Annotated in this window: 16 protein-coding genes; all 16 read left to right on the top strand. The window is 44.4% G+C overall.

The annotated features are described in order from the left end of the window. Nucleotides 1-14 precede the first annotated feature (14 nt). The 16 genes from BLS28_RS02600 to BLS28_RS02675 all read left to right on the top strand — a co-directional run bounded on the left by BLS28_RS02600 (nucleotide 15) and on the right by BLS28_RS02675 (nucleotide 22,801). Complete coding sequence (locus BLS28_RS02600; protein WP_091162734.1) at nucleotides 15-395, top strand: MauE/DoxX family redox-associated membrane protein; 381 nt, start codon at nucleotides 15-17, stop codon at nucleotides 393-395. 50 nt (nucleotides 396-445) lie between these two features. Next, nucleotides 446-766 carry an ArsR/SmtB family transcription factor gene (locus BLS28_RS02605; protein WP_091162735.1) on the top strand — a complete coding sequence of 107 codons (321 nt, stop codon included), beginning with the start codon at nucleotides 446-448 and terminating at the stop codon, nucleotides 764-766. After that, the gene (locus BLS28_RS02610; RefSeq protein ID WP_091162736.1) at nucleotides 763-1,266 is read left to right on the top strand and encodes an SRPBCC family protein; all 504 of its coding nucleotides are present in this window, start codon (nucleotides 763-765) and stop codon (nucleotides 1,264-1,266) included. Before BLS28_RS02605 ends, BLS28_RS02610 begins: the two co-directional genes overlap by 4 nt. A gap of 3 nt (nucleotides 1,267-1,269) precedes the next feature. After that, complete coding sequence (locus tag BLS28_RS02615; RefSeq protein ID WP_091162737.1) at nucleotides 1,270-1,683, top strand: SRPBCC family protein; 414 nt, start codon at nucleotides 1,270-1,272, stop codon at nucleotides 1,681-1,683. A 248-nt stretch (nucleotides 1,684-1,931) separates the two neighbouring features. Continuing rightward, the gene (locus BLS28_RS02620) at nucleotides 1,932-2,990 is read left to right on the top strand and encodes an alpha/beta hydrolase (RefSeq protein WP_091162738.1); all 1,059 of its coding nucleotides are present in this window, start codon (nucleotides 1,932-1,934) and stop codon (nucleotides 2,988-2,990) included. Nucleotides 2,991-3,392: 402 nt separating this feature from the next. After that, nucleotides 3,393-5,732, top strand: coding sequence for a GH92 family glycosyl hydrolase (locus tag BLS28_RS02625; RefSeq protein WP_256337323.1), 2,340 nt, complete (start codon nucleotides 3,393-3,395; stop codon nucleotides 5,730-5,732). Between the two features lie 130 nt (nucleotides 5,733-5,862). Continuing rightward, nucleotides 5,863-7,557 (top strand): RICIN domain-containing protein, encoded by a 1,695-nt coding sequence (locus BLS28_RS02630; protein ID WP_176844349.1) that lies wholly within the window; start codon nucleotides 5,863-5,865, stop codon nucleotides 7,555-7,557. A gap of 42 nt (nucleotides 7,558-7,599) precedes the next feature. Then, entirely contained in the window at nucleotides 7,600-8,985 is a 1,386-nt protein-coding gene (locus BLS28_RS02635) for an SGNH/GDSL hydrolase family protein (RefSeq protein WP_091162741.1), read from the top strand. Nucleotides 8,986-9,000: 15 nt separating this feature from the next. Then, nucleotides 9,001-9,834, top strand: a complete 834-nt coding sequence (locus BLS28_RS02640) for an alpha/beta hydrolase (RefSeq protein WP_091162742.1) — start codon at nucleotides 9,001-9,003, stop codon at nucleotides 9,832-9,834. 397 nt (nucleotides 9,835-10,231) lie between these two features. Beyond that, nucleotides 10,232-11,983, top strand: a complete 1,752-nt coding sequence (locus BLS28_RS02645; protein WP_091162743.1) for a RagB/SusD family nutrient uptake outer membrane protein — start codon at nucleotides 10,232-10,234, stop codon at nucleotides 11,981-11,983. A 25-nt stretch (nucleotides 11,984-12,008) separates the two neighbouring features. Further along, nucleotides 12,009-12,452 carry a DUF5004 domain-containing protein gene (locus BLS28_RS02650; protein WP_091162744.1) on the top strand — a complete coding sequence of 148 codons (444 nt, stop codon included), beginning with the start codon at nucleotides 12,009-12,011 and terminating at the stop codon, nucleotides 12,450-12,452. 24 nt (nucleotides 12,453-12,476) lie between these two features. Then, on the top strand, nucleotides 12,477-13,481 hold the full coding sequence (locus BLS28_RS02655; RefSeq protein WP_091162745.1) for a DUF4961 domain-containing protein: 1,005 nt from the start codon (nucleotides 12,477-12,479) through the stop codon (nucleotides 13,479-13,481). A 96-nt stretch (nucleotides 13,482-13,577) separates the two neighbouring features. Next, a complete protein-coding gene (locus BLS28_RS02660) occupies nucleotides 13,578-16,676 on the top strand; it encodes a SusC/RagA family TonB-linked outer membrane protein (protein WP_091162928.1) in 3,099 nt (1,032 codons plus the stop codon). A gap of 28 nt (nucleotides 16,677-16,704) precedes the next feature. Next, the gene (locus BLS28_RS02665; RefSeq protein WP_091162929.1) at nucleotides 16,705-18,411 is read left to right on the top strand and encodes a RagB/SusD family nutrient uptake outer membrane protein; all 1,707 of its coding nucleotides are present in this window, start codon (nucleotides 16,705-16,707) and stop codon (nucleotides 18,409-18,411) included. A 41-nt stretch (nucleotides 18,412-18,452) separates the two neighbouring features. Next, nucleotides 18,453-21,545 carry a SusC/RagA family TonB-linked outer membrane protein gene (locus BLS28_RS02670; RefSeq protein ID WP_091162930.1) on the top strand — a complete coding sequence of 1,031 codons (3,093 nt, stop codon included), beginning with the start codon at nucleotides 18,453-18,455 and terminating at the stop codon, nucleotides 21,543-21,545. 83 nt (nucleotides 21,546-21,628) lie between these two features. Then, complete coding sequence (locus tag BLS28_RS02675) at nucleotides 21,629-22,801, top strand: prolipoprotein diacylglyceryl transferase (RefSeq protein WP_091162746.1); 1,173 nt, start codon at nucleotides 21,629-21,631, stop codon at nucleotides 22,799-22,801. Nucleotides 22,802-22,806 lie beyond the last annotated feature (5 nt).

A 22,806-nucleotide genomic window follows, 5' to 3' on the forward strand; every position in this document is an offset into this window, starting at 1 on the left:
AAATAAACCAAACCATGAAAACTAAAATCCTATTTGTTTTATGCCTGTTAACCGGGCTAATGTTTATCAACGCCGGTTGTGACAAATTTTTTCATTACATGCCCATGCCTAAAGAAATGCCTGAAAAAATGGTGAAAGCGGGCCAGGCCTTTATGCAAATAGGCTGGCTCATGCCGCTGGTTGGTGCCATGGAAATCCTTGGCGGTTTATTATTGATTATTCCAAGAACCAGGGCGCTCGGCGCATTAGTACTTGTACCTCTTTTAACCGGTATTTTATTGGCTAATATTAGTATGGCTCCATCAGGTTTACCTATCGTATTAGTATTGATCGCAATTGTTCTTTGGGTAATTATTGACAATTGGGAAAAATACCTGCCCATGATCAGGAAATAAGTTTTAAATGAACCGGCGGTCTTATTAACCGGTTCGTAAATAGTACTTCAATGAGAAGAGACATTTTTCAGGCTGTTGCCGATCCTACCCGCAGAGCTATTATCGCTTTAATAGCATTGCAGGCAATGACACCCAATGCTATTGCCGAACATTTTGATACTACCCGACAGGCAATTTCAAAGCATTTGCGGGTTTTAACCGAATGTGAACTGGTGAAACCGGAGCATCGGGGCCGGGAGATTTACTATCTATTGGAGATTGACAAAATGAAAGAAATAGACAAATGGCTGGAGCAATTCCGGAAAATATGGGAGACCCGGTTCCTGCAACTCGATAACCTTTTAGCAACCTTAAAAAAACAACAAAAATGAAAAATAACTTGCACTTCGATTTTATTGCCGACAAAGTAAAAAATACGCTGACCATCAGACGTGAGTTTTTAGCCGACAGACCATTGGTTTGGGACTGTTATACTAAAAGCGAATTGCTCGATCAATGGTTTGCACCCGCGCCCCTAACCACAAAAACCAAATCAATGGACTTTAGCGAAGGTGGCCACTGGCACTATGCCATGGTGGAGCCTAACGGCACAGAATATTGGGGCTGGACAGACTATCTGAAAATCAAGCCTATTGATTACTATACATCATTGGATGCTTTTTGTAACGCAGAAGGTGAAATAAATAAGGATCTTCCCCGTGCGGAGTGGTTTGTGAATTTTACCGATAAAGGAGAAAACGCTTTGGTAGAAACCATTGTAACTTACAAATCGCTTTCAGATTTGGAAACGGTTATCCAGATGGGCATGGAACAGGGAATGATGGCAACCCTCGAAAAACTCGACCAATTATTATTGACCTTAAAAAAGTAAAAAATGAGCAATAAGATCACTGTTGCCGCTACGGTAAGTGCAGATGCTAAAAAAGTTTGGGATTATTACACCAATCCCGAACACATTACAAAATGGAACTTTGCAGATCCTTCATGGCAATGTCCTGCTGCATCAAATGATATGCGGGTAGGCGGAAAATACTCGGCAAGAATGGAAGCTAAAGACGGGAGCTTTGGTTTTGACGTTGAAGCTACTTATGACGAAATTGTTGATGGCGAAAAGTTTACCTATACCATGTCAAACGGCAGGCAGGCCTTGGTTGCCTTCAAAGCCAATGATAATCAAACTGAAGTTGAGGTAGCTTTCGATCCTGAAGATCAAAATCCCCTTGAAATGCAAAAACATGGCTGGCAGGCGATACTTAACAACTTTAAAAAATACGCCGAAGAAAATTAACGTGCTCAGGAAAGTTACCGTTAATGGTAGTTTTAAAAAAGCTGGATGGAAACATTCAGCTTTTGTACTTTTTACTCTGCCCTTAGTTTAGGAGTAGGAAAATGTATCCAACAAAACTATCATTCTTTTTACAAAGTCCACGCTTCCTGTCCCGCCTGTACACTTCAATATTCTCACGTAGCATGTTAGTATTGTTACATTTATCAAGCCACATATTTTATACATTGTACAGGTAAATCAATCATGTTATGTTGTTTAAGATCAAAATGCTTTGTGCCTGCATTACATTATCGGTATGCTCTGTGCTTTCATTTGCGCAGCAAATAAATTATCCTCCTGTTGATAAGGTTGCTGCCGATTTTAAAAAACTGCTGGAAAGGCCGCGTGTTCCGTTAAATCCATCTTTTACTATCACTCATACAGATTCAGTTATTATAGAACACGGTTTTATTTATAGCGAAAAGAATGAGCTGGTGCCTATTCTTATTTATAAGCCGGTTACCGGGACCAAGCCATATCCCGCTGTAATTTTTTTACATGGTACAGGTGGTAAAAAGGAAGACAGCAAAAAGATGTTGTACCAATTGGTTAAAAGAGGGATCATGGGCGTAGCCATTGATGCCCGCTTTCATGGTGAACGCATTGCCGGAGGCGCGCACGGCTCAAAAGAATATGTTGCAGCTGCTACCGCTGCCTGGGAAAATAAGGACAAAGCCCATCAAACGCATCCATTTTTGTTTGATACCGCTTTCGATCTTTGGAGGGTAACCGATTACCTGGCAAGCAGGCCTGATGTAGATGCTAACCGCATCGGTATGGGCGGCATATCCATGGGAGGGATGGAAACATGGCTTGCGGCATCAATAGATAAGCGGATAAAAGTAATTGTGCTGGATATTGCAGTGCAAAGTTTCAAATGGTCGTTAGATAATGATAAATGGCAGGGGCGTGCAGGTACTATTCAGGGAGCGCATTTGCAGGCAGCCAAAGACCTTGGCGATTCGGTATTAAACAAGCATAATGTACAGGCTGTATGGGATAAACTATTACCCGGTATCACAGGCGAGTTCGACTGTCCGTCGATGCTGCGATTGATAGCGCCACGTGCCATGTTGATTGTAGGCACAGAAAATGATCCCAATTGCCCGCTTCCCGGAGCAAACATAGCTTACGCTTCGGCCATACAAGCATATAGATCGAAAGGGGCAACCGATAAGATTATGCGCGATGTAACGCCAAAGCTATTCCATACATCTACGCCTGAACATTTTAAAATGACGTTGGATTGGTTTAGCAAATGGTTGTAATACAGCATTGTAATATTAAGGGAAGCCATTAAGTATTTCTAAGAAGCTGTTTAAAGAGTGATTTATTCATTGCCTTTGGCTTCAGCCAACGGTAAAATAGCCAATGAGGAGAGGGCTTTAGCCAAATTCAGATGGTATTTTGGCTAAAGCCCCTTAAATTTACGGCATTATTCCGTTGGCTGAAGTCAACGGCAATGAATTTTATTGAATAATTAATAAGTCGCTAATTTAAACACAGCTAAGTCTAAAAAATAAAATTAACAAAAATTTGCTAAATCGATTTTATTATATAATTTGGTCGTGCAATAACCAATTAATAAATACCGGTCAATTTTAGTTCTGAAGGTTTATCTGTCATAAAAAACTTACGGTAAACTAAACTTTCTATCCGGTACCGCTATTATGAACATAACTACACTACCAGCCTTAAAAAAATGTTTAATAACCGTATTTGCCGCGGGTATGTTGTTTATTCCGGCAACAGTGCTGAAAGCGCAAAATGCGGCTTCCTATGTTAATCCTTTTATAGGAGCCAGCACCAGTGCCGATGGAGCAGGGGTTTACCATGGCTTAGGTAAAACGTTTCCGGGCGCTGCCTCACCTTACGGGCTTGTACAGTTAAGCCCAAACACCATAACCGGAGGCGACAATGGCTCGGGCTATAGCTATGAACATAAAAGTATTGAAGGCTTTGCCTTTACTCAAATGAGTGGCATTGGCTGGTATGGCGATCTGGGGAATTTTTTGGTAATGCCTACAGCGGGGCCAATTAAAACCAGTGCCGGTAAACCAGGCACTACAGGGGTTGGATATCGTTCTGCTTACGATAAAAGCACTGAAAAAGCATCGGTCGGATATTACAGTGTTCTGCTAACTGATAATCATATCAAGGCCGAAGCCACTGCCGCCCCTCATAGCGGCATGTTGCGCTTTACCTTTTCACAAAATAAACAATCGAGTATCCAGATTGATCTGGCCCGGAGGGTAGGGGGAACGTCAACGCTGCAATATGTAAAAGTAGTTGATGACCACACTATTGAGGGCTTTATGAAATGCACCCCTGAGGGTGGCGGCTGGGGCAATGGTGACGGACATGCAGATTATACAGTATATTTTTATGCACAATTCAGCAAGCCGCTTAAAAACTATGGCATCTGGAGTGCCGATATTCCAAGCGACTGGGGCCGTAAGCTGGACGACGTTACCGGCGATAAATACCAGGAACGCGTAGCTAATGCTGAGATCCTTAAAGGATTGAAGGAAAAGCAGGGAAAGCACCTTGGTTTTTATAGCGAATTTGCTACCAAAGCCGGTGAACAGGTATTGCTTAAATCGGGTATTTCATTTGTGAGTATAGCCGGTGCCAAATCCAATTTGCAAGCCGAAATAAAAGACTGGAATTTCGATGCTGTTCATCAGCATACCGTTAACCTCTGGAATAACGCCTTATCAAAAGTAAGTATCCAGGGTGGCACCACAGGGCAAAAAACGGTGTTTTATACAGCATTGTACCATACCATGATCGATCCCCGCATTGTAAGCGATGTTACAGGGCAATATATGGGCGGCGATGGCAAGGTGCATCATACTACAACATTTAAAAAACGCACCATATTTAGCGGATGGGACGTTTTCAGGAGCCAGATGCCTTTACAAACTATTATTAACCCTTCGCTGGTTAATGACCTGGTTAATTCGCTGGTTACCCTTGCCAACGAAAAAAAGAAAGATTACCTGGAGCGCTGGGAGTTATTAAATGCTTATAGCGGATGTATGCTTGGCAACCCGGCTGTAGCAGTAATGGCCGATGCTTATGCTAAAGGCATTCGTAATTATAATATACCAGATGCCTATAAATTAGCGGTGGGCACCGTTGAAAAATTTGGCAATGGCGATAAAGGTTTTACTCCGGGTGGTGGCAGCATAAGCTATACGCTTGAATACGCCTATAATGATTGGTGCGTTGCACAGCTTGCAAAAGCGCTTAACAAAACACACGACGTAAAAAAATACGGCGAAAGGGGAGAAGCCTTTAAAAACATTTTTGACGCAGATAAAGGTTGGTTCCGGCCTAAGGATAGCACCGGCAACTGGCTTCCATGGCCTGCGGAGGGGCGCATTAAACAATGGTATGGCTGTATTGAGAGCAACCCTTATCAGCAGGGATGGTTTGTACCGCAGGATGTTGATGGTATGGCAAAATTGATGGGCGGCCGCGACAAAGTGATAGCTGATCTGAACAATCTTTTTGAAAAAACGCCCGATAACATGATGTGGAATGATTACTACAATCATTCCAATGAGCCTGTACACCATGTTCCATTTTTATATAACAGGTTGGGCGCTCCATGGCTTACCCAGAAATGGACCCGTGAGATCTGCCGCCGGGCTTATAAAAACTCCGTAGAGGGTTTGGTGGGCAACGAAGATGTGGGGCAGATGTCGGCCTGGTATGTATTGGCAGCGAGTGGCTTGCATCCCGTTTGTCCCGGCGATATCAGGCAGGAGATCACCAGTCCGGTATTTAATAAAGTAACGTTAAAGCTTGATCCTAAATACGCAAAGGGTAAAACCTTTACCATCATCGCCAATAATAATTCGGCAAAAAATATTTATATACAGGGGGCAAAGCTTAACGGCAAAGCCTATAATAAATGCTATATCGATTATAAGGATATTGCAGCAGGCGGCACCCTTGAACTAAGTATGGGCGCAACGCCCAATAAAAACTGGGGGATCTGATAATTTAGAACATGAGTGAAGGAAAGATGAGCGGGGATTTTTTATACATAATTGCTAAATCGATTTTATAAATTGAATGATTTTACTGCACCGACCAAACATCAAACCAAATTATAAACCAAACCAAATTATGAAAACAAACCTGTTCACCTGTACCATGACGGCTATGGCCTTGCTGGCCTCGTGCAGCAAACAAGCTGCCGTTAAGTACCCCAAACCTTTTGTACGCACAGATTCTGTACAACTAACCAGCGGATCGCCGGTAAGCTCATACGGAACCTTTTTCATCACTAACGTGTTAAGCGGTAAAGCTATTGAAATTAATAGCAACGGTATGCTTAATGATGGCACCGGTGCGCAGCAAAACCAATACTCGGGCAGTGGTACGGCCACGGCCCCCAACCAAAAATGGATAATTGTACAACAGGGCGGCGGTGCTATAACCAGCACCACCAAATTTAAGATCATGAACGTAGCCAGCGGTAAATATCTGGAAGTACCCTTGGCCACCACGAATCCCGGTACAGGCCTATGGCAGGATAAAGCCAACACCAACAATGCCCAGCAGTGGTATATTCAGGCAGTAAGTACAGGTGTTTATAAAATTATTAATGTGGGTAATGGCCTGGCGGTCACTAATCATGGATCATCTGCTACTAATGGTACACCTATTACCCAGGAAGTATTTGTTGCCGGGAATACGGCGCAAACATGGCTGCTTAACGGGCTTATCGCTGAAGCGTACCGGGATGATGATGTAGTAAACTTTTTTCACCGTACCAATGGCACTGTGGCTTTTGATGAGGGAAAAAGTATCCCGCTTACCTATGGCACCAACAACGGAAAAGTGCTTTGGATAACTGAAGATGCCTATGAATCGTCACAGCTTCAAAGTAACGGACAGTTGTATTGCCAGTTTTTTAAGTATCATAATTCGGCCCTGCTGCAGCCGGCCAGTCACAGCTGGGATCAATCACTTACGCCAAATATCACTACCAATAATTCGCCGGTAAACAGCATGGAGATCATTGAAAGCCCGGGCGATCATAACTCAACCTATCGCTGGCCCGGCGCAGGAATTGAGGCCGGTAGCCACGTTTATCTTTACACATTTGAATCGGCCAACGGAGCTACGCCCGAAAACCAGGTGCTGTATGACTTAACTCAAAACACATCCGGACTTAACTGGGGTACAGCCGCGCGGTTAACACCTGCGGGTATGTCGGGCCAAACAGAAACCGGGTTTTCAAACGGGATGGTTAAAAACGCTACTAACGACTCGGTATATGTTTACGGAAGCAAAAGCGTTTTCTTTAATACGTCCAATGTATTCCTGGCCCGCTTCCCGGTAAGTAACCCGTCTAACTGGTCGTTCTGGACAGGCTCTTCATGGTCGTCAACCCGTACAACCGCTTCGGCGGCAGCTTTATCTGTAGGTGCGGGCAATACCACGCAGCAAAATGTGACCATATCAAAAGTGAACAATAAGTACGTAATGATGCAAATGGACCTGGGCTATTTTTGTGATCCGGCGAGCCATAACATTTATATTTCAACGGCCGATAGTCCTAAGGGGCCTTTCACTGCGCCCAAAATGGTTTTTACCATTAATGATGTTTACCAGGGCCATTTGGCTAAGTACTATACCCCGGCCATCCACGCTGAGTTTTTAAACGGCCATAACGAGTTGCTTGTTACCTATTGCCTTAATTATAACGGTGATGGCGGCAGCTGCAGCACAACCACCTGCGTAAATAATAACCAGGATCCTAGCTTTTACCAGGTAAAAGCAGTAAGGATCCCGTACAGCCTGGTGGGTTTATAGTTTGAATTTATTTTTTGCTGAACACATTATAATTAACAGTTAATGAAAAAGTTGATTTTATTATTAGTACTGATAGCAGCCCGGGGAGCAGTAACTGCCCAAAACATAGCGCCATTTCGCGCGGGCGACCGGGTGGCTTTTGTTGGCAACAGTATTACGGATGGGGGCCATTACCACTCGTACATATGGTTGTACTATATGACCCGTTTCCCTAACATGCGGATAACCTGCTATAACGCCGGCATTGGCGGCGATGTTGTAGGGCAGATCAACGATCGTTTTGAAGATGATGTGTTCAGCAAAAAACCAAATGTATTAACCCTTACCTGGGGCATGAATGATACCGGTTATTTTGAATGGTACCGCCCCGATGCACAGGATGTTATGGATAAAAGGATCCAGGGCTCATACGATAACTATACACTGCTGGAAAACAAACTAAAGCAACACCCTGAGATCCGTAAAATTTTTATTCTTGGTTCGCCTTATGACGAAACCAGCAAGTTTACTACCAAAAACATCTATCCTAAAAAAAGTGCGGCTTTTTCAAAAGTGATCGATTTTCAGCAAGCAGCAGCGAAAAGAAATAACTGGGGTTATGTTGATTTCTATCATCCCATGACAGAGATCAACCTGCGTGAGCAAGCCAAAGATTCCACCTTCAGCTTAACGCCTAATGACAGGGTGCATCCTGACAATGACGGGCACCTCGTGATGGCTTATCTTTTTTTAAAGGCGCAGGGCTTCAGCAATAAAGTAGTGGCTGATGTGGCTGTTGACGCTAAAAGTAAAAAGACCATTAAGGCGGTGAATTGTAAAGTAACTAACGTGGTTTCTTCGGCAGATTCCGTATCGTTCAATTACCTCGCAAATTCATTGCCTTATCCCATTGATACTATTCCGCGTGGTTGGGGAAACCGAAAAAAACAAGCCGATGCGCTTAAGGTTGTGCCGTTTACCAAAGAAATGAACCAGGAGTTGCTTACCGTTAAAGGGTTAAAAACAGCTAATTATGATGTCATTATCGATGGAGAAAAAATGGGGAGTTGGTCGACTGAGCAATTGGGCGCAGGTATCAACCTGGCCGAGATCACTATAACACCGCAATATCAGCAGGCTATCCAGATCAGGGAACTAAACGAAGAACGCTGGGACATTGAAAGGCGTATCCGCATGTATACCTGGATGCAGTTTGACTTTTTAAAAGGCAAAGGCTTGTTGTTCCATGATACCAACGCCGCTATGGATACCATAAGCAAGTATGCCAAAAAAGACATTTTTGTTAATGGAAATAAAGATAATTATACCCGTGCCCGCTACAAAAGCCTGCGCGATGCCTGGCAAAAAGAAATGGATGTACTTACCAACCAGATCTATGCTATCAATAAACCGCAAAACCATCGCATCACCATCATCGCCTCAAAATAAAATCACTATATACTGATGAATATTAAAAAGTTACTATTTATTCCATTATTTATCGGCTTTGCAGTCTGCAGTTTGAAAGCTGCCGCTGCAACGGTTGATACGGTGCTGACCCACAGTGCCATAATGAACAAAGATATTAAGGCTGTGGTGATCAAGCCGGCCGATTATTCAAGCACCAAAAAGTACCCGGTATTATACCTGCTGCATGGCTTTAGCGGCAATTACAGCGATTGGATTAAAAAAGTCCCTGCTGTTGCCGGTTTGGCCGATACTTATCATTTTATCATAGTTTGTGCCGACGGCGACTTTGCGGGCTGGTATTTTGATAGCCCAACCATTAAGGATTCACAATACGAAACCTATGTAGGTACCGAACTGGTGAACTGGGTTGATAAGCATTATTCAACCATAACCGACCGGAAGGGGAGGGCCATAACCGGTTTGAGTATGGGCGGACATGGCGCGTTGTATATAGCGTTTAAGCATTTAGATAAATTTGGTGCTGCCGGGAGCATGAGTGGCGCAGTTGATATCAGGCCTTTTCCGGATAGTTTCGGCATCGAACGCGTATTGGGTAAATACAGCGAACACCCCGACAGGTGGGAACAAAACAGCGTGGTAAACCTCATTTACCTGTTAAAACCCAACTCACTTGCTATTACTTTTGATGTTGGTTATGATGATTTCCTTTACCAGGCTAACCAGGAGCTGCATGAAAAGCTGCTTGAACGCAAAGTCCCTCATGATTATACTGTAAGGCCGGGAGGCCATACCTGGGAATTTTGGGGCAATTCCATTAACTACCAGGCACTGTATTTTAGTCTTTTTTTTGGTGGAAAAAATAGTTAGTGCCGGGTTACCGATAAATTGCGCTACGTTTTTAGTTCAATGTACACGTTCAGGTATAAAAAAAGAGAAAATCAGTCCAGTGGCTTCCGGTTTAGTATTATCGACTTAAATAGATAACGCTTTTATAATAACAATTACAACATTTTCAACCGATTGCAAATGTTGTAATTGTTAAAATTCCGGTATCGAAATTGTGATTTTAAAAATTATAAAAAAATAGTGTGAAAAATTTGCTAAATCGTTTTTATAAACTATATTAGTATCGGATTTCGACATCTGAATTATAAACCAATTAACAAACAGCTTTTAAAACGTTTGCTCCGCGGGTTAAAATATGAAATTGCTAAAACGATTTTATGTTTTTCTGTCGAAGCATGATGTTAACTAACCCTATAGTATGAAAAAACTTTACTTCAAGGTTCTTGCTTATTCGGTTTTCGGGGGCTTCCTTGTTTTTACTTCATGTAAAAAGGAAGGTTTCCTGGGGCAAACACAAACATCAAACCTAACCGGGGAGACAGTGTTTACCGATAGTGCCAATACCGTATCGTTTTTAGCCGGCATTTACAGCAATGTTGGTTTTAGTGCGGCGGCAGGAAGGTTTACCTACGGGCCAATACTTTCGCCTACGCCTAACGGCGGTATCGACGCTGCCTCCGACGAAGCGGAAGTATCAGCATCTGCCGGATCAACAGCCCTGGCATTTGAAACGGGCACCATCAATGCCGCCGTGGTTACCGATGATGCATATAAAACCTGTTATACCAATATCCGGTCGGTAAACCAGTTGCTTAAAAATTTGCCTAAGGCACCCATCAATAATTTCGTCAAAACACAAATGAAAGCTGAGGCGCGGTTTTTACGGGCCTGGTATTATGCTATATTACTGAAACATTACGGCGGTGTGCATTTACTTGGCGACAGTGTTTACACGTATACGGATAAGATCCCCGCTGCCCGCAATACCTATGCCGATTGCGTGAATTATATCCTTGCCGAGTGTGACGTGGCAGCGCAGGACCTGCCGACTGTGCAATCGGGGGTAAATTATGGAAGGGCATCAAAAGGGGCTTGCCTCGCTTTAAAAGCGAGAGTGTTGCTTTACGCCGCAAGCCCTTTGTTCAACGGGCAGTCTATCGGTGAGGGTAAAACGCTCGAATTGGCGGGATACCCGGCTTACGATAAAGAGCGCTGGAGACTTGCCGAACAAGCTGCGGCTGCCGTTATCTCAACTGGCGTATATAGTCTCAACGTTGACAATGCCACTGCCCCGGGTTTTGGCTTTCAAAAGCTGTTTACCAAGCGTGTAAATACCGAATATATTTTCCAGTTGATGCGCCCGACCGGCAACGTGGATTTAGAGAATTTATGGCAGCCGCCAACCCGTACGGGCAAAAACGGTGCTTTCCCCCTGCAGGGATTGGTTGATGCTTTCCCGATGAGCAACGGTAAAAGTATAACAGACCCTACATCAAACTATAATCCCAATAATCCATATGCTAACCGCGATCCGCGTTTGGATTATAGCATCATCCATGACCAAACACCTCTGCAAATCAGGCTTTCGTCGGGTACCTCGCCCGTAAATATTTTTGTCGGTAAATATAACGGAAATACAACAGGGCCTGATGCCGTACATGTTGGTACTACCACCGGATACTACACCAATAAAATGCTCGACCCGGCTGCCGTAGCCAACGATTTTATGCACCGGACAGATCGTTGCCTGCCATTGATCCGCTATGCCGAGATCCTGCTGAACTATGCCGAAGCTGCTAATGAATATGAAGGGCCAACCGCATTAGTTTATTCGGCAGTTGAGGCTATCCGTCAACGGGCGGGCTTAAACCCATACCAGTTGCCCGCAGGTTTGAGCCAGGCTGATATGCGTACAGCTATTCAAAATGAACGCCGCATTGAGCTGGCTTTTGAAGAGCACCGTTTTTGGGATGTGCGCCGCTGGAAAATTGCCGACCAAACGGACAACATTACAACCAAAGGCATGGAGGTTGACCGCGATGGTGCTGCGGTAGCCTATAAACAATTTGATGTGCGCAAACGCAATTTCCGTAAAGCGATGTACCTGTGGCCTTTCCCGCAAAGCGAGGTAGCCAAATCGCCCGAACTGATCCAGAACCCGGGCTATTAATCACCGACAGTATAGTAGTATTGATATGAAATATAATTACAAAGCAAAATGGTTTTACCTGCTGTTGATAGCTGTCTTTATGATGACAGTATCATCATGTAAAACCGAAAAGATAGTTCCCGGAAGCGAGGCCCCCAAGGATATCGCCGGCAACTGGCGGGTGATCAAAGCTACCCGTAATGGCACCGATTTAACCTCCATTATTGATTTTAGCCAGTTCAGGATCAGCTTTACCGATAAAGGGTATACACTGGTGAACAAATTGCCCTTCCTGGTAAGCAAGGACGGTGCTTTTGCACTTGATGATCCGCAGTATCCGTTTAAGATCACCTTTACTGCCACGGGCGATAAGCCGGTTTCAACAGCTTTTACTTATCCTATAGTAAACGGCAAGAGGCAGCTAAGCATAACCTTCAGTCCGGGCTGTACCAATAATACTTATGTGTACGTGCTTGAAAAAGCCAATTGATAAACTAAAAGCAACCGATAAATTATGAGATCATATTTACATATAAAAGGTAAAAATTTATGGAAGCTGTGTGCTTTGGTGGTGCTGGGTATTGCTTTAGCCTGCTGTGGCGAACAAATTACCAGTGTTGATCAGCCGGCCACAGCTACCGTAGGTTCAGTTGTGCCGATAACGGTACACTGTGATATCCCTACCGTGGGAGATGGAGGCCCCGACTACCTCATTTTTGGTTTTTTGGTGCCTAAAGGCTGGAAGGCAGCGCAGAATACCACTATAACTTACACCAGCAAACAAGGTAACGGAACCATGTCCCTGATACCCGACGGTACTTTACCTAAAAAGGGCGACGGCCTTACCTGGTCGGCATACATGAAAAAAACTTTCGGTAACGGTGGTAACCTTATTGATGACATGGAATGGGTGGCTTACCAAACTGATAAAGCCTACAGCCATACCGGTGGGGTAGAGTTTATTGTCGACCTGAATATTAAAACAAAAGTAGGCGCTGATAATAATAACATGTTGGTTAAACTGGGCTATACCATAACCGACAGCGGTAACGGTTTTACCAGCGATGGCAACGGTACTTATTACAGTGTGCTGCTTGGTAATACCTGTTTTGAAGTAACCGGCGGCAGCGGTGACCTGGTTGACTTTTGTAACCCGCAGCTTACCACTATCGATCCGCCAAAATCATTGGATAACGATTTTGTAACCCTGACTTTTGATGGTACAGTTACCGATACACAGTTAAGCGGCGCAAGTGAAGTTTACCTGTGCGCAACGGCCTACACCAGCGATGGCAAAACCATAAAAGTTTGTGAGCAAACCACTAAAACATTATTGAAACAAACTACTGCCACCAGTAAAAAGTACCAGCTTACGTTTTGGCCGAGATCATTCTTTAATGCAGGGGATACGCAAACCATCACAAGAATGGAGTACTTCCTTACAGATAAAACGGGCAAGGTAAAGGTAGGGTATGGTAATACTGATGCCCCGTTCACCTATACATTTAAATGCGGTTGATCTGTAAATGAAATAAACAAGCAGATGCACTACACAATATTGCTTTTGCTAAAACGATATTTAAACCTTTTGCCAACAATTTTAAACCTGAAAAATATGGCTTATTGCTACATAAATAAATGTTTAACAGGTATCACGCTGTTGATGCTGCTACTGGTTAAAACCAGCTATGCAGCCATGCAGCAGGATACAGCTTCCGTGGCGCCTGCACGGCCCGGTCAGGTAAGCGGTATTGTACTTGATGAGTATGGTAACCCACTACAGGGTGTTAAAGTAATTAATAAAGGAAAAAATAGTACCCTAACTACCGGTAAAGACGGCATGTTTGCCATCAACGCCATAAAGGGAGATGCGCTGGTATTTACCGCCGCGAATTATAACGCCCGGCAAGTTACTGTTAAAAACACTGCTAAATTAACGGTGAGGCTCATAGATAGCTATATTCAGGCACCTAAAACCATCAATGTGCTTTATGATACCATCAGCACATCAAAAAATGTGGGTGCCATATCAACTATCTATACCAATCAGCTTACCAGCACTCCTGCAACTTTATATACCTATGCTTTACCCGGGCAACTCCCCGGTTTGTATACCCAGCAGTATAGCGGTTTCGCCGCACCTCAAACCGGCGTGCAGACTGTAAATGATTTTATCGGGGCGGTAGTGCAGCACAATAATTATTCGGCCAATGACAATACCGAGTTCGGCCTTTCATTAAGAGGACAGGGGCCGATAACGATTATCGATGGTGTTCAGCGTGAGATAGCGTCGCTTGATCCGGAAAGTATCGAATCGGTTTCGGTATTAAAGGACGCGCTTTCAAATATGATGCTGGGCATCAACAGTTCGCGCGGTACTTTACTTATTACTACTAAACGCGGTCAGGTGGGTACGCCGCATATTTCATTCACTGCACAAACGGGCACCCAGCAGCCTTTAGGCTTGCCAAACCCGCTGCCTGCTTATCAATATGCGTATTTATATAACGAAGCGTTACAAAACGATGGTAAGCCGGCCCTTTACAGCAGTGCCGATTTTAACGCCTACCGCAACCACACCGACCCTTTAAGACATCCGGATGTTAACTGGTTTAAAACCATATTACGCGATAATTCGCCGATGACCAGCTACAAGCTTAATGTTAACGGCGGTACCCAGGTAGCGCGGTACAGCGTGTCATTAAACTACCTTGACCAGGCCGGGATGTTCCGCACCGCATCAGCTGTACCCTACAACACCAATAATGATCTTAACCGCTATATCATTAACTCCGATCTCGCGGTTAACGTAACCAAAAAATTTACTGTCGATCTTCAGTTATTTGGCCGTATCCAGCAAAGCACGCAGCCAGGGGCAGGGTATGGAAACATATTGGGCGCTCTTTACAGCACGCCAAACAATGCATATCCGCTTTATAATCCAAATAACACATTTGGCGGTACAACAACATATACCAACAACCTGCTTTCGCAAACCGAGTTTTCAGGCTATCAGCGCACCAGCAGCAATGATGTACTGGCCAACCTCGATCTGAATTATAACCTCAGCAGCATAACACCAGGCTTATCGGCAAAGGCAAAAGGCAACCTTGCTTTTTCATCGCAAAGTTTTTTAAATCGCTCATTGCAAAATAATGCCTATTCTTTTAACGCCGACAGTTCTTATTCGGCAGTGGGCTCATCAGTTGCGCAAAACAATTCGTTCAGTACGGTTTCAAGCGCCCGCTACTCGTTTGCCCAGGCATCAGTTAATTACGACAGGACTTTTGGTAAAAGCAATATAACCGGTATGGCACTGTATGATGTACGCTCGGTTGTATTAAACTATGACCTTTCGCAGGTAACAACAAACCGTGCATTAAAAGCAGGTTATAATTATGACGGTAAATACTTTATTGAAGCGGCCGCCAACAGCAGCGGTTATAACCGTTATCCTCCGGGCAATCAATATGGCTTGTTTTACGCCGGCGGTATTGGCTGGCAAATGGGTAAAGAAGATTTTATTAAAGATAATTTCAGCTGGATAAACTCATGGAAATGGCGCGCCACCTATGGTAAAACCGGAAACAACAACGTAGATAATTACGGTTACTATAATTTTTTGCAAACCTACGGCCCTTCGCAGGGCTATTCATACAGCACAGGTACCAGCAAAAGCCCGGTACAGGGTTATTTTGAAAACACATTGGCCAACCCATACATCCGTTGGGAAAAAGCCCGCAAGCTGGATATAGGGGCCGATATCTCCCTGTTTAATAATCATTTCAATATTACTGCCGATTATTACCACGACAGGTATTACGATCTGTTGCAGGTTAGAGGAAACAGTATTGCTTTGTTGGGTACCTCATATCCTTATGAAAATTTAGGTATTAATCTTTACAAAGGCGCTGAACTTACTTTAACTTATCAAAATCACATCCAAAATTTCAATTACTTCATTTCGGGTAATGCCTCTATCCAATCGTCTAAAATTATTTTTAGCGACGAAGAGCCATATCCTTACCCATGGCTCAGGCACACCGGTCGCTCAACCAACGCTATTTATGGTTACACGGCTATCGGTTATTTCAAGGATGCCCAGGATGCTGCCACCAGTGCAACAACTACCGGTTACACCGCGCAGGCAGGAGATGTAAAATACAAAGACCTTAACGGCGATCATATTATCAACCAGTTTGATGTTTCGGCTATAGGCGGTAACCGGCCGCTGGTTTATTATGGCTTTTCGGCGGGTTTCAATTACAAAGGTTTTAGCCTGAGTTTCCTGTTACAGGGCGTAGCGAACCGTGAGCTGATGTTCAATAACTCGCAGGTGAACGGCTTTGCAGGTGTGGGTTTCCTCGGGCTTACTTACAGCGGGCAGGCGTACAACACCATTTTAGGCCGGTGGACACCCGAAACCGCTGCTACGGCTACTGCGCCAAGGTTATCAATAGGTAACGCCAATAATACCGCCAACTCAACCTTGTACCTGCGCAAGGGCAATTATGTGAGGCTTAAAAATGCCGAAGTAGGTTACAATCTGCCTTATGAGTGGGCGCATAAGCTCAGGCTATCGGGTTTGAGAATATTTGTGAACGGCGAAAACCTGTATACACTGTATGGCTACAAAGATTTTGATCCGGAGGTATACGGTACTGCTTACCCAATTCAAAGGGTAATAAATGCCGGCGTTAACATTAAGCTTTGATTTTGGCCATCATAAAAATATTACGATCATGAAGAGTTTCAACAAAATAATTTTAGCGGCCGCCGGCATCTTAACCATAATGGCCGGCTGTAAAAAATATGAGCAGTTCCCGGTTGATAAGGTTACTATCAATTACGTGTTTGATAAAAAAGATTCCTTAGGCACCAATGCCCAAATGTTCCTGTATGGGATTTATGCAGCGCTCCAAAACGGGCACAACAGGGTAGGGAACGACTACCTTGACGCGGCCAGTGATGATGCCATGTCATCGGCTTCGGTATCATCAAATGTAGTAACCATACTTTCAACAGCATCTTATAATTCATATACTATCCCCGCCGGCGAAAACCTTTGGGCTTATTATTACGCAGGCATCCGCAAGGCAAATGAGTTTGTGAATAATATTGATGTAGTGCCGGTGCTGGCCCAATATCATGGTTATTCCATGAAATATGTATGGAAAAGCGAGGCCCGTTTTTTAAGGGCGCTATATTATTTTGAGCTGGTTAAACGTTACGGTGGCGTTCCCTTATTGGGCAACAAGGTGTTTACTATAACAGATAATGTAGCCTTGCCCCGTAATTCCTTTGCCGATTGTATCAAATACATTGTAAGCGAATGCGATGCCATTAAGGACACCCTGATGAGCGCGCCGCTGAGCAACCCTAATGCTGATTATCACCGCCCTACCAAAGGTGCCGCCATGGCTTTAAAGGCCAAAGTACTGCTATATGCGGCAAGCCCGTTATTTAACGGACAGAATATTGATGCCTCAAATCCGCTAACCGGTTATACCGATTTCAGCTCCGACAGGTGGGCACAGGCTGCTGCTGCTGAGAAAGCGGTAATGGACCTGAATGTTTATTCGTTATTGCCCAGCTTTAAAGATGTATTTCTGACTCAAAACAGCTCTGAAAATATATTTATCCGGCAAACAGATAATTCATCCTCGATTGAAACCACTAACGGTCCCGTTGGATTTACCGGGGCAGTAGGCAAGGGGCAAACCAGTCCTACACAACAATTGGTTGATGCCTTCCCCATGAAAAGCGGTTTGGCTATTACTGATCCGGCATCAGGTTATAACCCGGACAACCCTTACCAGAACCGCGACCCGCGCTTAACATATACCGTGCTCTATAACGGTGCAAGATGGCTTAACTCAGATCTGCAATTGTACGAAGGAGGGGCCAGCAAACCCAACGGCTCATTACAACAAACCAAAACAGGCTATTACATGCGCAAGTTCATGGGCAATTTTGAAAACACCAATGCCTACGCCGCTCATGTCATAGACTGGCAGATCCTGCGCTATGCTGATGTTGTTTTAGGCTATGCCGAAGCACTCAATGAATCGGCCGGAGCAACTCCCGAGGTTTATAATGCTGTTATCAGCATCAGGAAAAGGGCAGGGATAGATGCGGGCACCGGCAATTACGGGCTTAAAGCCGGTATGAGCAAAGCGGAGATGCGCGCCATCATCCAAAATGAGCGGCGCCTGGAAATGGCTTTTGAAGAGAACCGCTACTGGGATATCCGCCGCTGGAAAATTGCTGAAACGGTTATGAACCAGCCGCAAAAGGGGATCAGCATTGTGAAGATAGGCTCCAGCCTTACCTATAACGTGGTGAATGCGCTCACTACCAAATTCGAAGCGCCTAAGATGTACCTGTACCCAATACCTTATGACGAGGTTTTGAAGAACCCGAATATGAAACAAAATCCAGGATGGTAATCTCAAAACTTCAGCCAGTTAAACCAAAAAAATTAAGCTTTATGAGAAAAATAATACTTCTCTTCCAGATATTAATGATCTTGCTCCCGGCGGTGTCATTTGCGCAAAGCAGGACCGTAACAGGTACTGTACGCGATATTACCGGGGTATTGCCAGGGGTATCGATAATTGAAAAAGGTGTTCCGAATAATGGTGCTATTACAGATCAGGGTGGTAAGTTCAGGCTTGTTCTTAAAGGGCAGTCAAATACCATCATTGTGCGTTTTATTGGTTATATCCCGCGTGAGCTCCGTGTATCGGAATCGGGCAGGATGGATATTATCCTGCAAACCAATACCAACGGTTTGGATGAAGTAGCCGTAGTAGCTTACGGAACCAAAAAAAGGATCACTAATACCGGTGCTGTAAGTTCCATTTCGGCCAGTGAGATCCGTACCGTGCCAACGGCCAACGTGCAAAATGCTTTAACCGGTAAATTGCCGGGCTTTTTTTCGCAGCAGGGTTCGGGCCAGCCGGGTAAGGATGCTTCCGATTTTTATATCCGCGGGGTAAGCTCGCTAAACCCGTCGGGTAACCAGCCACTGATTATTGTAGATGACATCGAGTATAGCTATGACCAGCTGCAGCAGATCAATGTTAATGAGATAGAGAGCATCTCGATTCTGAAAGACGCGTCAACTACAGCTATCTACGGTATCAAAGGCGCTAACGGCGTATTGGTGGTGACCACCCGCCGCGGCAAGGCCGGCACCCCTAAAGTGAACCTTCGTGTGGAAAGCGGCATCCAGCAGCCTACTAAAACGCCGCAGTTTTTAGATTCATATAATACAGCGGTATTGATTAATGAGGCCCAGCATAATGACGGCATCCCGCTTAGCTTTACCCAGCAGGACCTTGACCTCTTTAAAAATGGATCCGATCCATACGGTCACCCCAATGTTGATTGGTATAATAAAATTTTTAAGAAGTACACCTATCAAACCAATGCCAACCTGGATATTTCGGGTGGTACAACCGGGGTAAAATATTTCATCTCGGGTGGCGCGCTAAACCAGAATGGCCTGGTACGTGATTTTGCCGATCCGCAAAGTTTGGTGAATACCAATTACTATTTTAAACGCTATAACTTTCGCTCAAACCTCGATCTGAAAGCCAATAAAACGCTTGATCTGCGACTGGACATTACCACCCGTTTTTCGGATCTGAACCAGCCTTATAACCAGAACGCCGTAAGCGAGGTATATAATTTTACCAAGGAAACGCCTTTTACGGCGCCATATCTTAATCCTAACGGAAGTTATTCATACGCCTATTCATCATTTAATCCCGATCACCTGCCAACGCTTAACGCCAGGCTGGCAACAGGAGGCTATCAACACTCCCGCCGTACCGATTTTAATGTACTTTTTGGTGCTACGCAAAGGCTTGATGCTTTAACCAATGGCCTTTCGGTAACGGGCAGGGTTGCTTATTCGAGCATTGCACAATTTACCAAGCAAATTTTTAACGGTGGTATCCCTGCCTATCATTACGATCCGGCTACTAATCAATATTCCTTAAGGCCGGGTGCTACTTATGTGTATCAAACTTATGCTTTAACGGGCAGCACCGATATCAATACCAATAATTACAACCTGCAGCTTTATGCCAACTACGACAGGACATTCCGTGGTTCGCACCATTTTTCGGGATTGTTGTTGTTCAATCAAACTTCGCAAACGTATTTCACCTATCCGCTACTTGATGGCGCGCAGGTTGGTGTGCCGCAAAAGTTCCGCGGTATATCGGGCAAGGTGGGATATGACTTTAAACAGAAATTTCTGTTCGACTTTAACGTAGCCTATAACGGCACCGACCGCTTTGCCGCTAATCATCGCTTTGGGATTTTTCCGGCTGTGAGCTTTGGTTATAACATCGCCAAAGAGTCGTTCTTTGAAAAGGCTCTCCCTATGTTTAGTCTTTTGAAAATAAGGGGCAGTTATGGTTTGGTTGGTTCGGATGCAGCGCCGGGTAACCGTTATGTATATAACCAGGTCTACAATCAGGGCGGTGGTTACAATTTTGGCGAAACAGCTCAAAACTACAATACTATATATGAAGGCTCATTGGGCAATCCGAACGTAGTTTGGGAACGTGCCAAAAAGATCGACATAGGCCTGGATGCCAACTTGTTTAATGATAAAATATCCATCACAGCCGATTATTTCCACGATATCCGTTACAATCAGCTAATTACACCGGGGAGTATACCGGAGATTTTGGGTGTTGGTTTGCCTGCCGTAAACATCGGTAAAACCCGTAACCAGGGCCTTGACGGGCAGATCAGCTATCATAGCACGCTTGGCAAAGTACAATACAACGTTGGTTTCGTGTTCTCGTACGCTAAAAACAAGATCCTATATGAAGATGAGGCTACGCCGGCATATCCATGGCTGGCGCAAACCGGTCATTCAATCGGGCAGCAATATGGTTATCACTTTTTGGGATACTATACTGCTGCCGATATTGCCGCCATCAATTCGGGAAGCAAATCGGTACCCGTACCTGATAACGGTATCCCACTACAGCCCGGCGATCTGAAATACCAGGACTTGAACGGTGACGGCATTATTAACGTTTTTGACAAAAGGCCGATAGGCAATCCAAACCTGCCAAATACCATACTGGGTCTTTCATTGCAGGCTGTTTACAAAGGTTTTAGTGTAAGTGTGCTTTTGCAGGGATCGTTTAACTACAGTTTCGCGGTGATTGGTACAGGTATCGAACCATTTCAAAGCCAGTTTCAGCCCATTCACCAGGAACGCTGGACGCCCGAAAACCCGGTTAATGCCGCCTTCCCAAGGTTAACTACCAATCCAACTTCCGTAAACAGCCCTACGGCTTATTTTTCTGATTACTGGTTATTAAATGCACATTACGTGCGGTTAAAAACCGTTGATATAGGTTACCAATTGCCAACCAACCTGTTACCATTTAAGATTAATAACGCCCGCATTTATATGAGCGCATATAACCTGCTCACGTTTGATAACTACAAAAAATATCAGCAGGACCCCGAAATTGCTACCAATACCGCGGGCGATGCGTACATTAACCAGCGGGTGATTAACCTGGGCATCCAGGCCGGTTTTTAAAAACCAATAGATAAACCAAAAGGAGCTGGCGGTGCGGTGCCGGCTTCCTTTTTTGATTTGGCAGATAAACTTTAAATTAGGATATGTTTCCGACCATCGGCGATCTGATATATTATCTCTTCCATATCCGGATTGGATTTCCTATCCAAACGCTTGGTTTTTTTATTGCACTCGCCTTTCTATTTGCCTACATAGTGTTTACTTCAGAATTTAAACGGTATGAAGCCATTGGAAAGATCAGTGCATTTAAGCGGAAGGTAATCATCGGAAAACCCGCTTCGGCAGCTGAAATGATCATTAATTTTTTGCCCGGTTTTTTATTTGGCTTTAAACTTTTTGGAGCCGTTTTTAACTACCAGGTTTTTGCTGCAAACCCGCGGGCATATATCCTTTCATTGCAGGGGAATTTAACAGCCGGCGTACTTATTGGAGGTGCATTTGCCTTCTGGATTTACCGCGATCGAAAGAAATTTGCATTGCCTAAACCGCAAACAACCGAATATACTGTACACCCTTATCAATTAATGGGGCTGATTGTTTTCAGTGTTGGATTTTTCGGTTTCATTGGCGCCAAGCTTTTTGATATCGTTGAGCATTTTGGCAGGTTGAGATATGATCCGCTGGGTACTATATTTTCGGCCAACGGATTTGCTTATTACGGCGGCCTGATCTTTGGCGCATTGACTTATTTGTATATCGGCCACCGGCGTAACATTAAACTGGTGCACCTTGCCGATATCGGTTCACCGGGCATGATGCTGGCGTACGGCATTGGCCGTATTGGTTGCCAACTGGCGGGTGACGGTGACTGGGGTAAGGTTAACCCACATCTAAAACCCGGTTTTTTAAGCTGGCTGCCCGATTGGATGTGGGCGTTCAATTATCCGCATAATGCTATCAATGCCGGTACACTGCTGCCCGGTTGCCTGGGTAACTATTGCAATCAACTGGCTAACCCGGTATACCCCACGCCGTTTTATGAGGCTGCACTTTGCATTGGTATGTTTTTGCTGATGTGGGTTTTTCGTAAACGGATAGTTACACCCGGTTTTATGTTTTTCCTGTACCTTGTGCTCAACGGTACCGAGCGTTTTTTGATAGAGCAGATCCGGATAAACCCGGTTTATCATTTTTTAGGTTTGCCATTTACCCAGGCCGGCTTCATTGGCTTTTTAATGCTGATGGGTGGATTAACAGGCTTTATTGCGCTGTTTGTTAAACGCAAAAGCCATCATCATAAACATTTACCAGTATAAATATT

It is taken from the genome of Mucilaginibacter gossypii (assembly GCF_900100945.1).
Lineage (GTDB): Bacteria > Bacteroidota > Bacteroidia > Sphingobacteriales > Sphingobacteriaceae > Mucilaginibacter > Mucilaginibacter gossypii.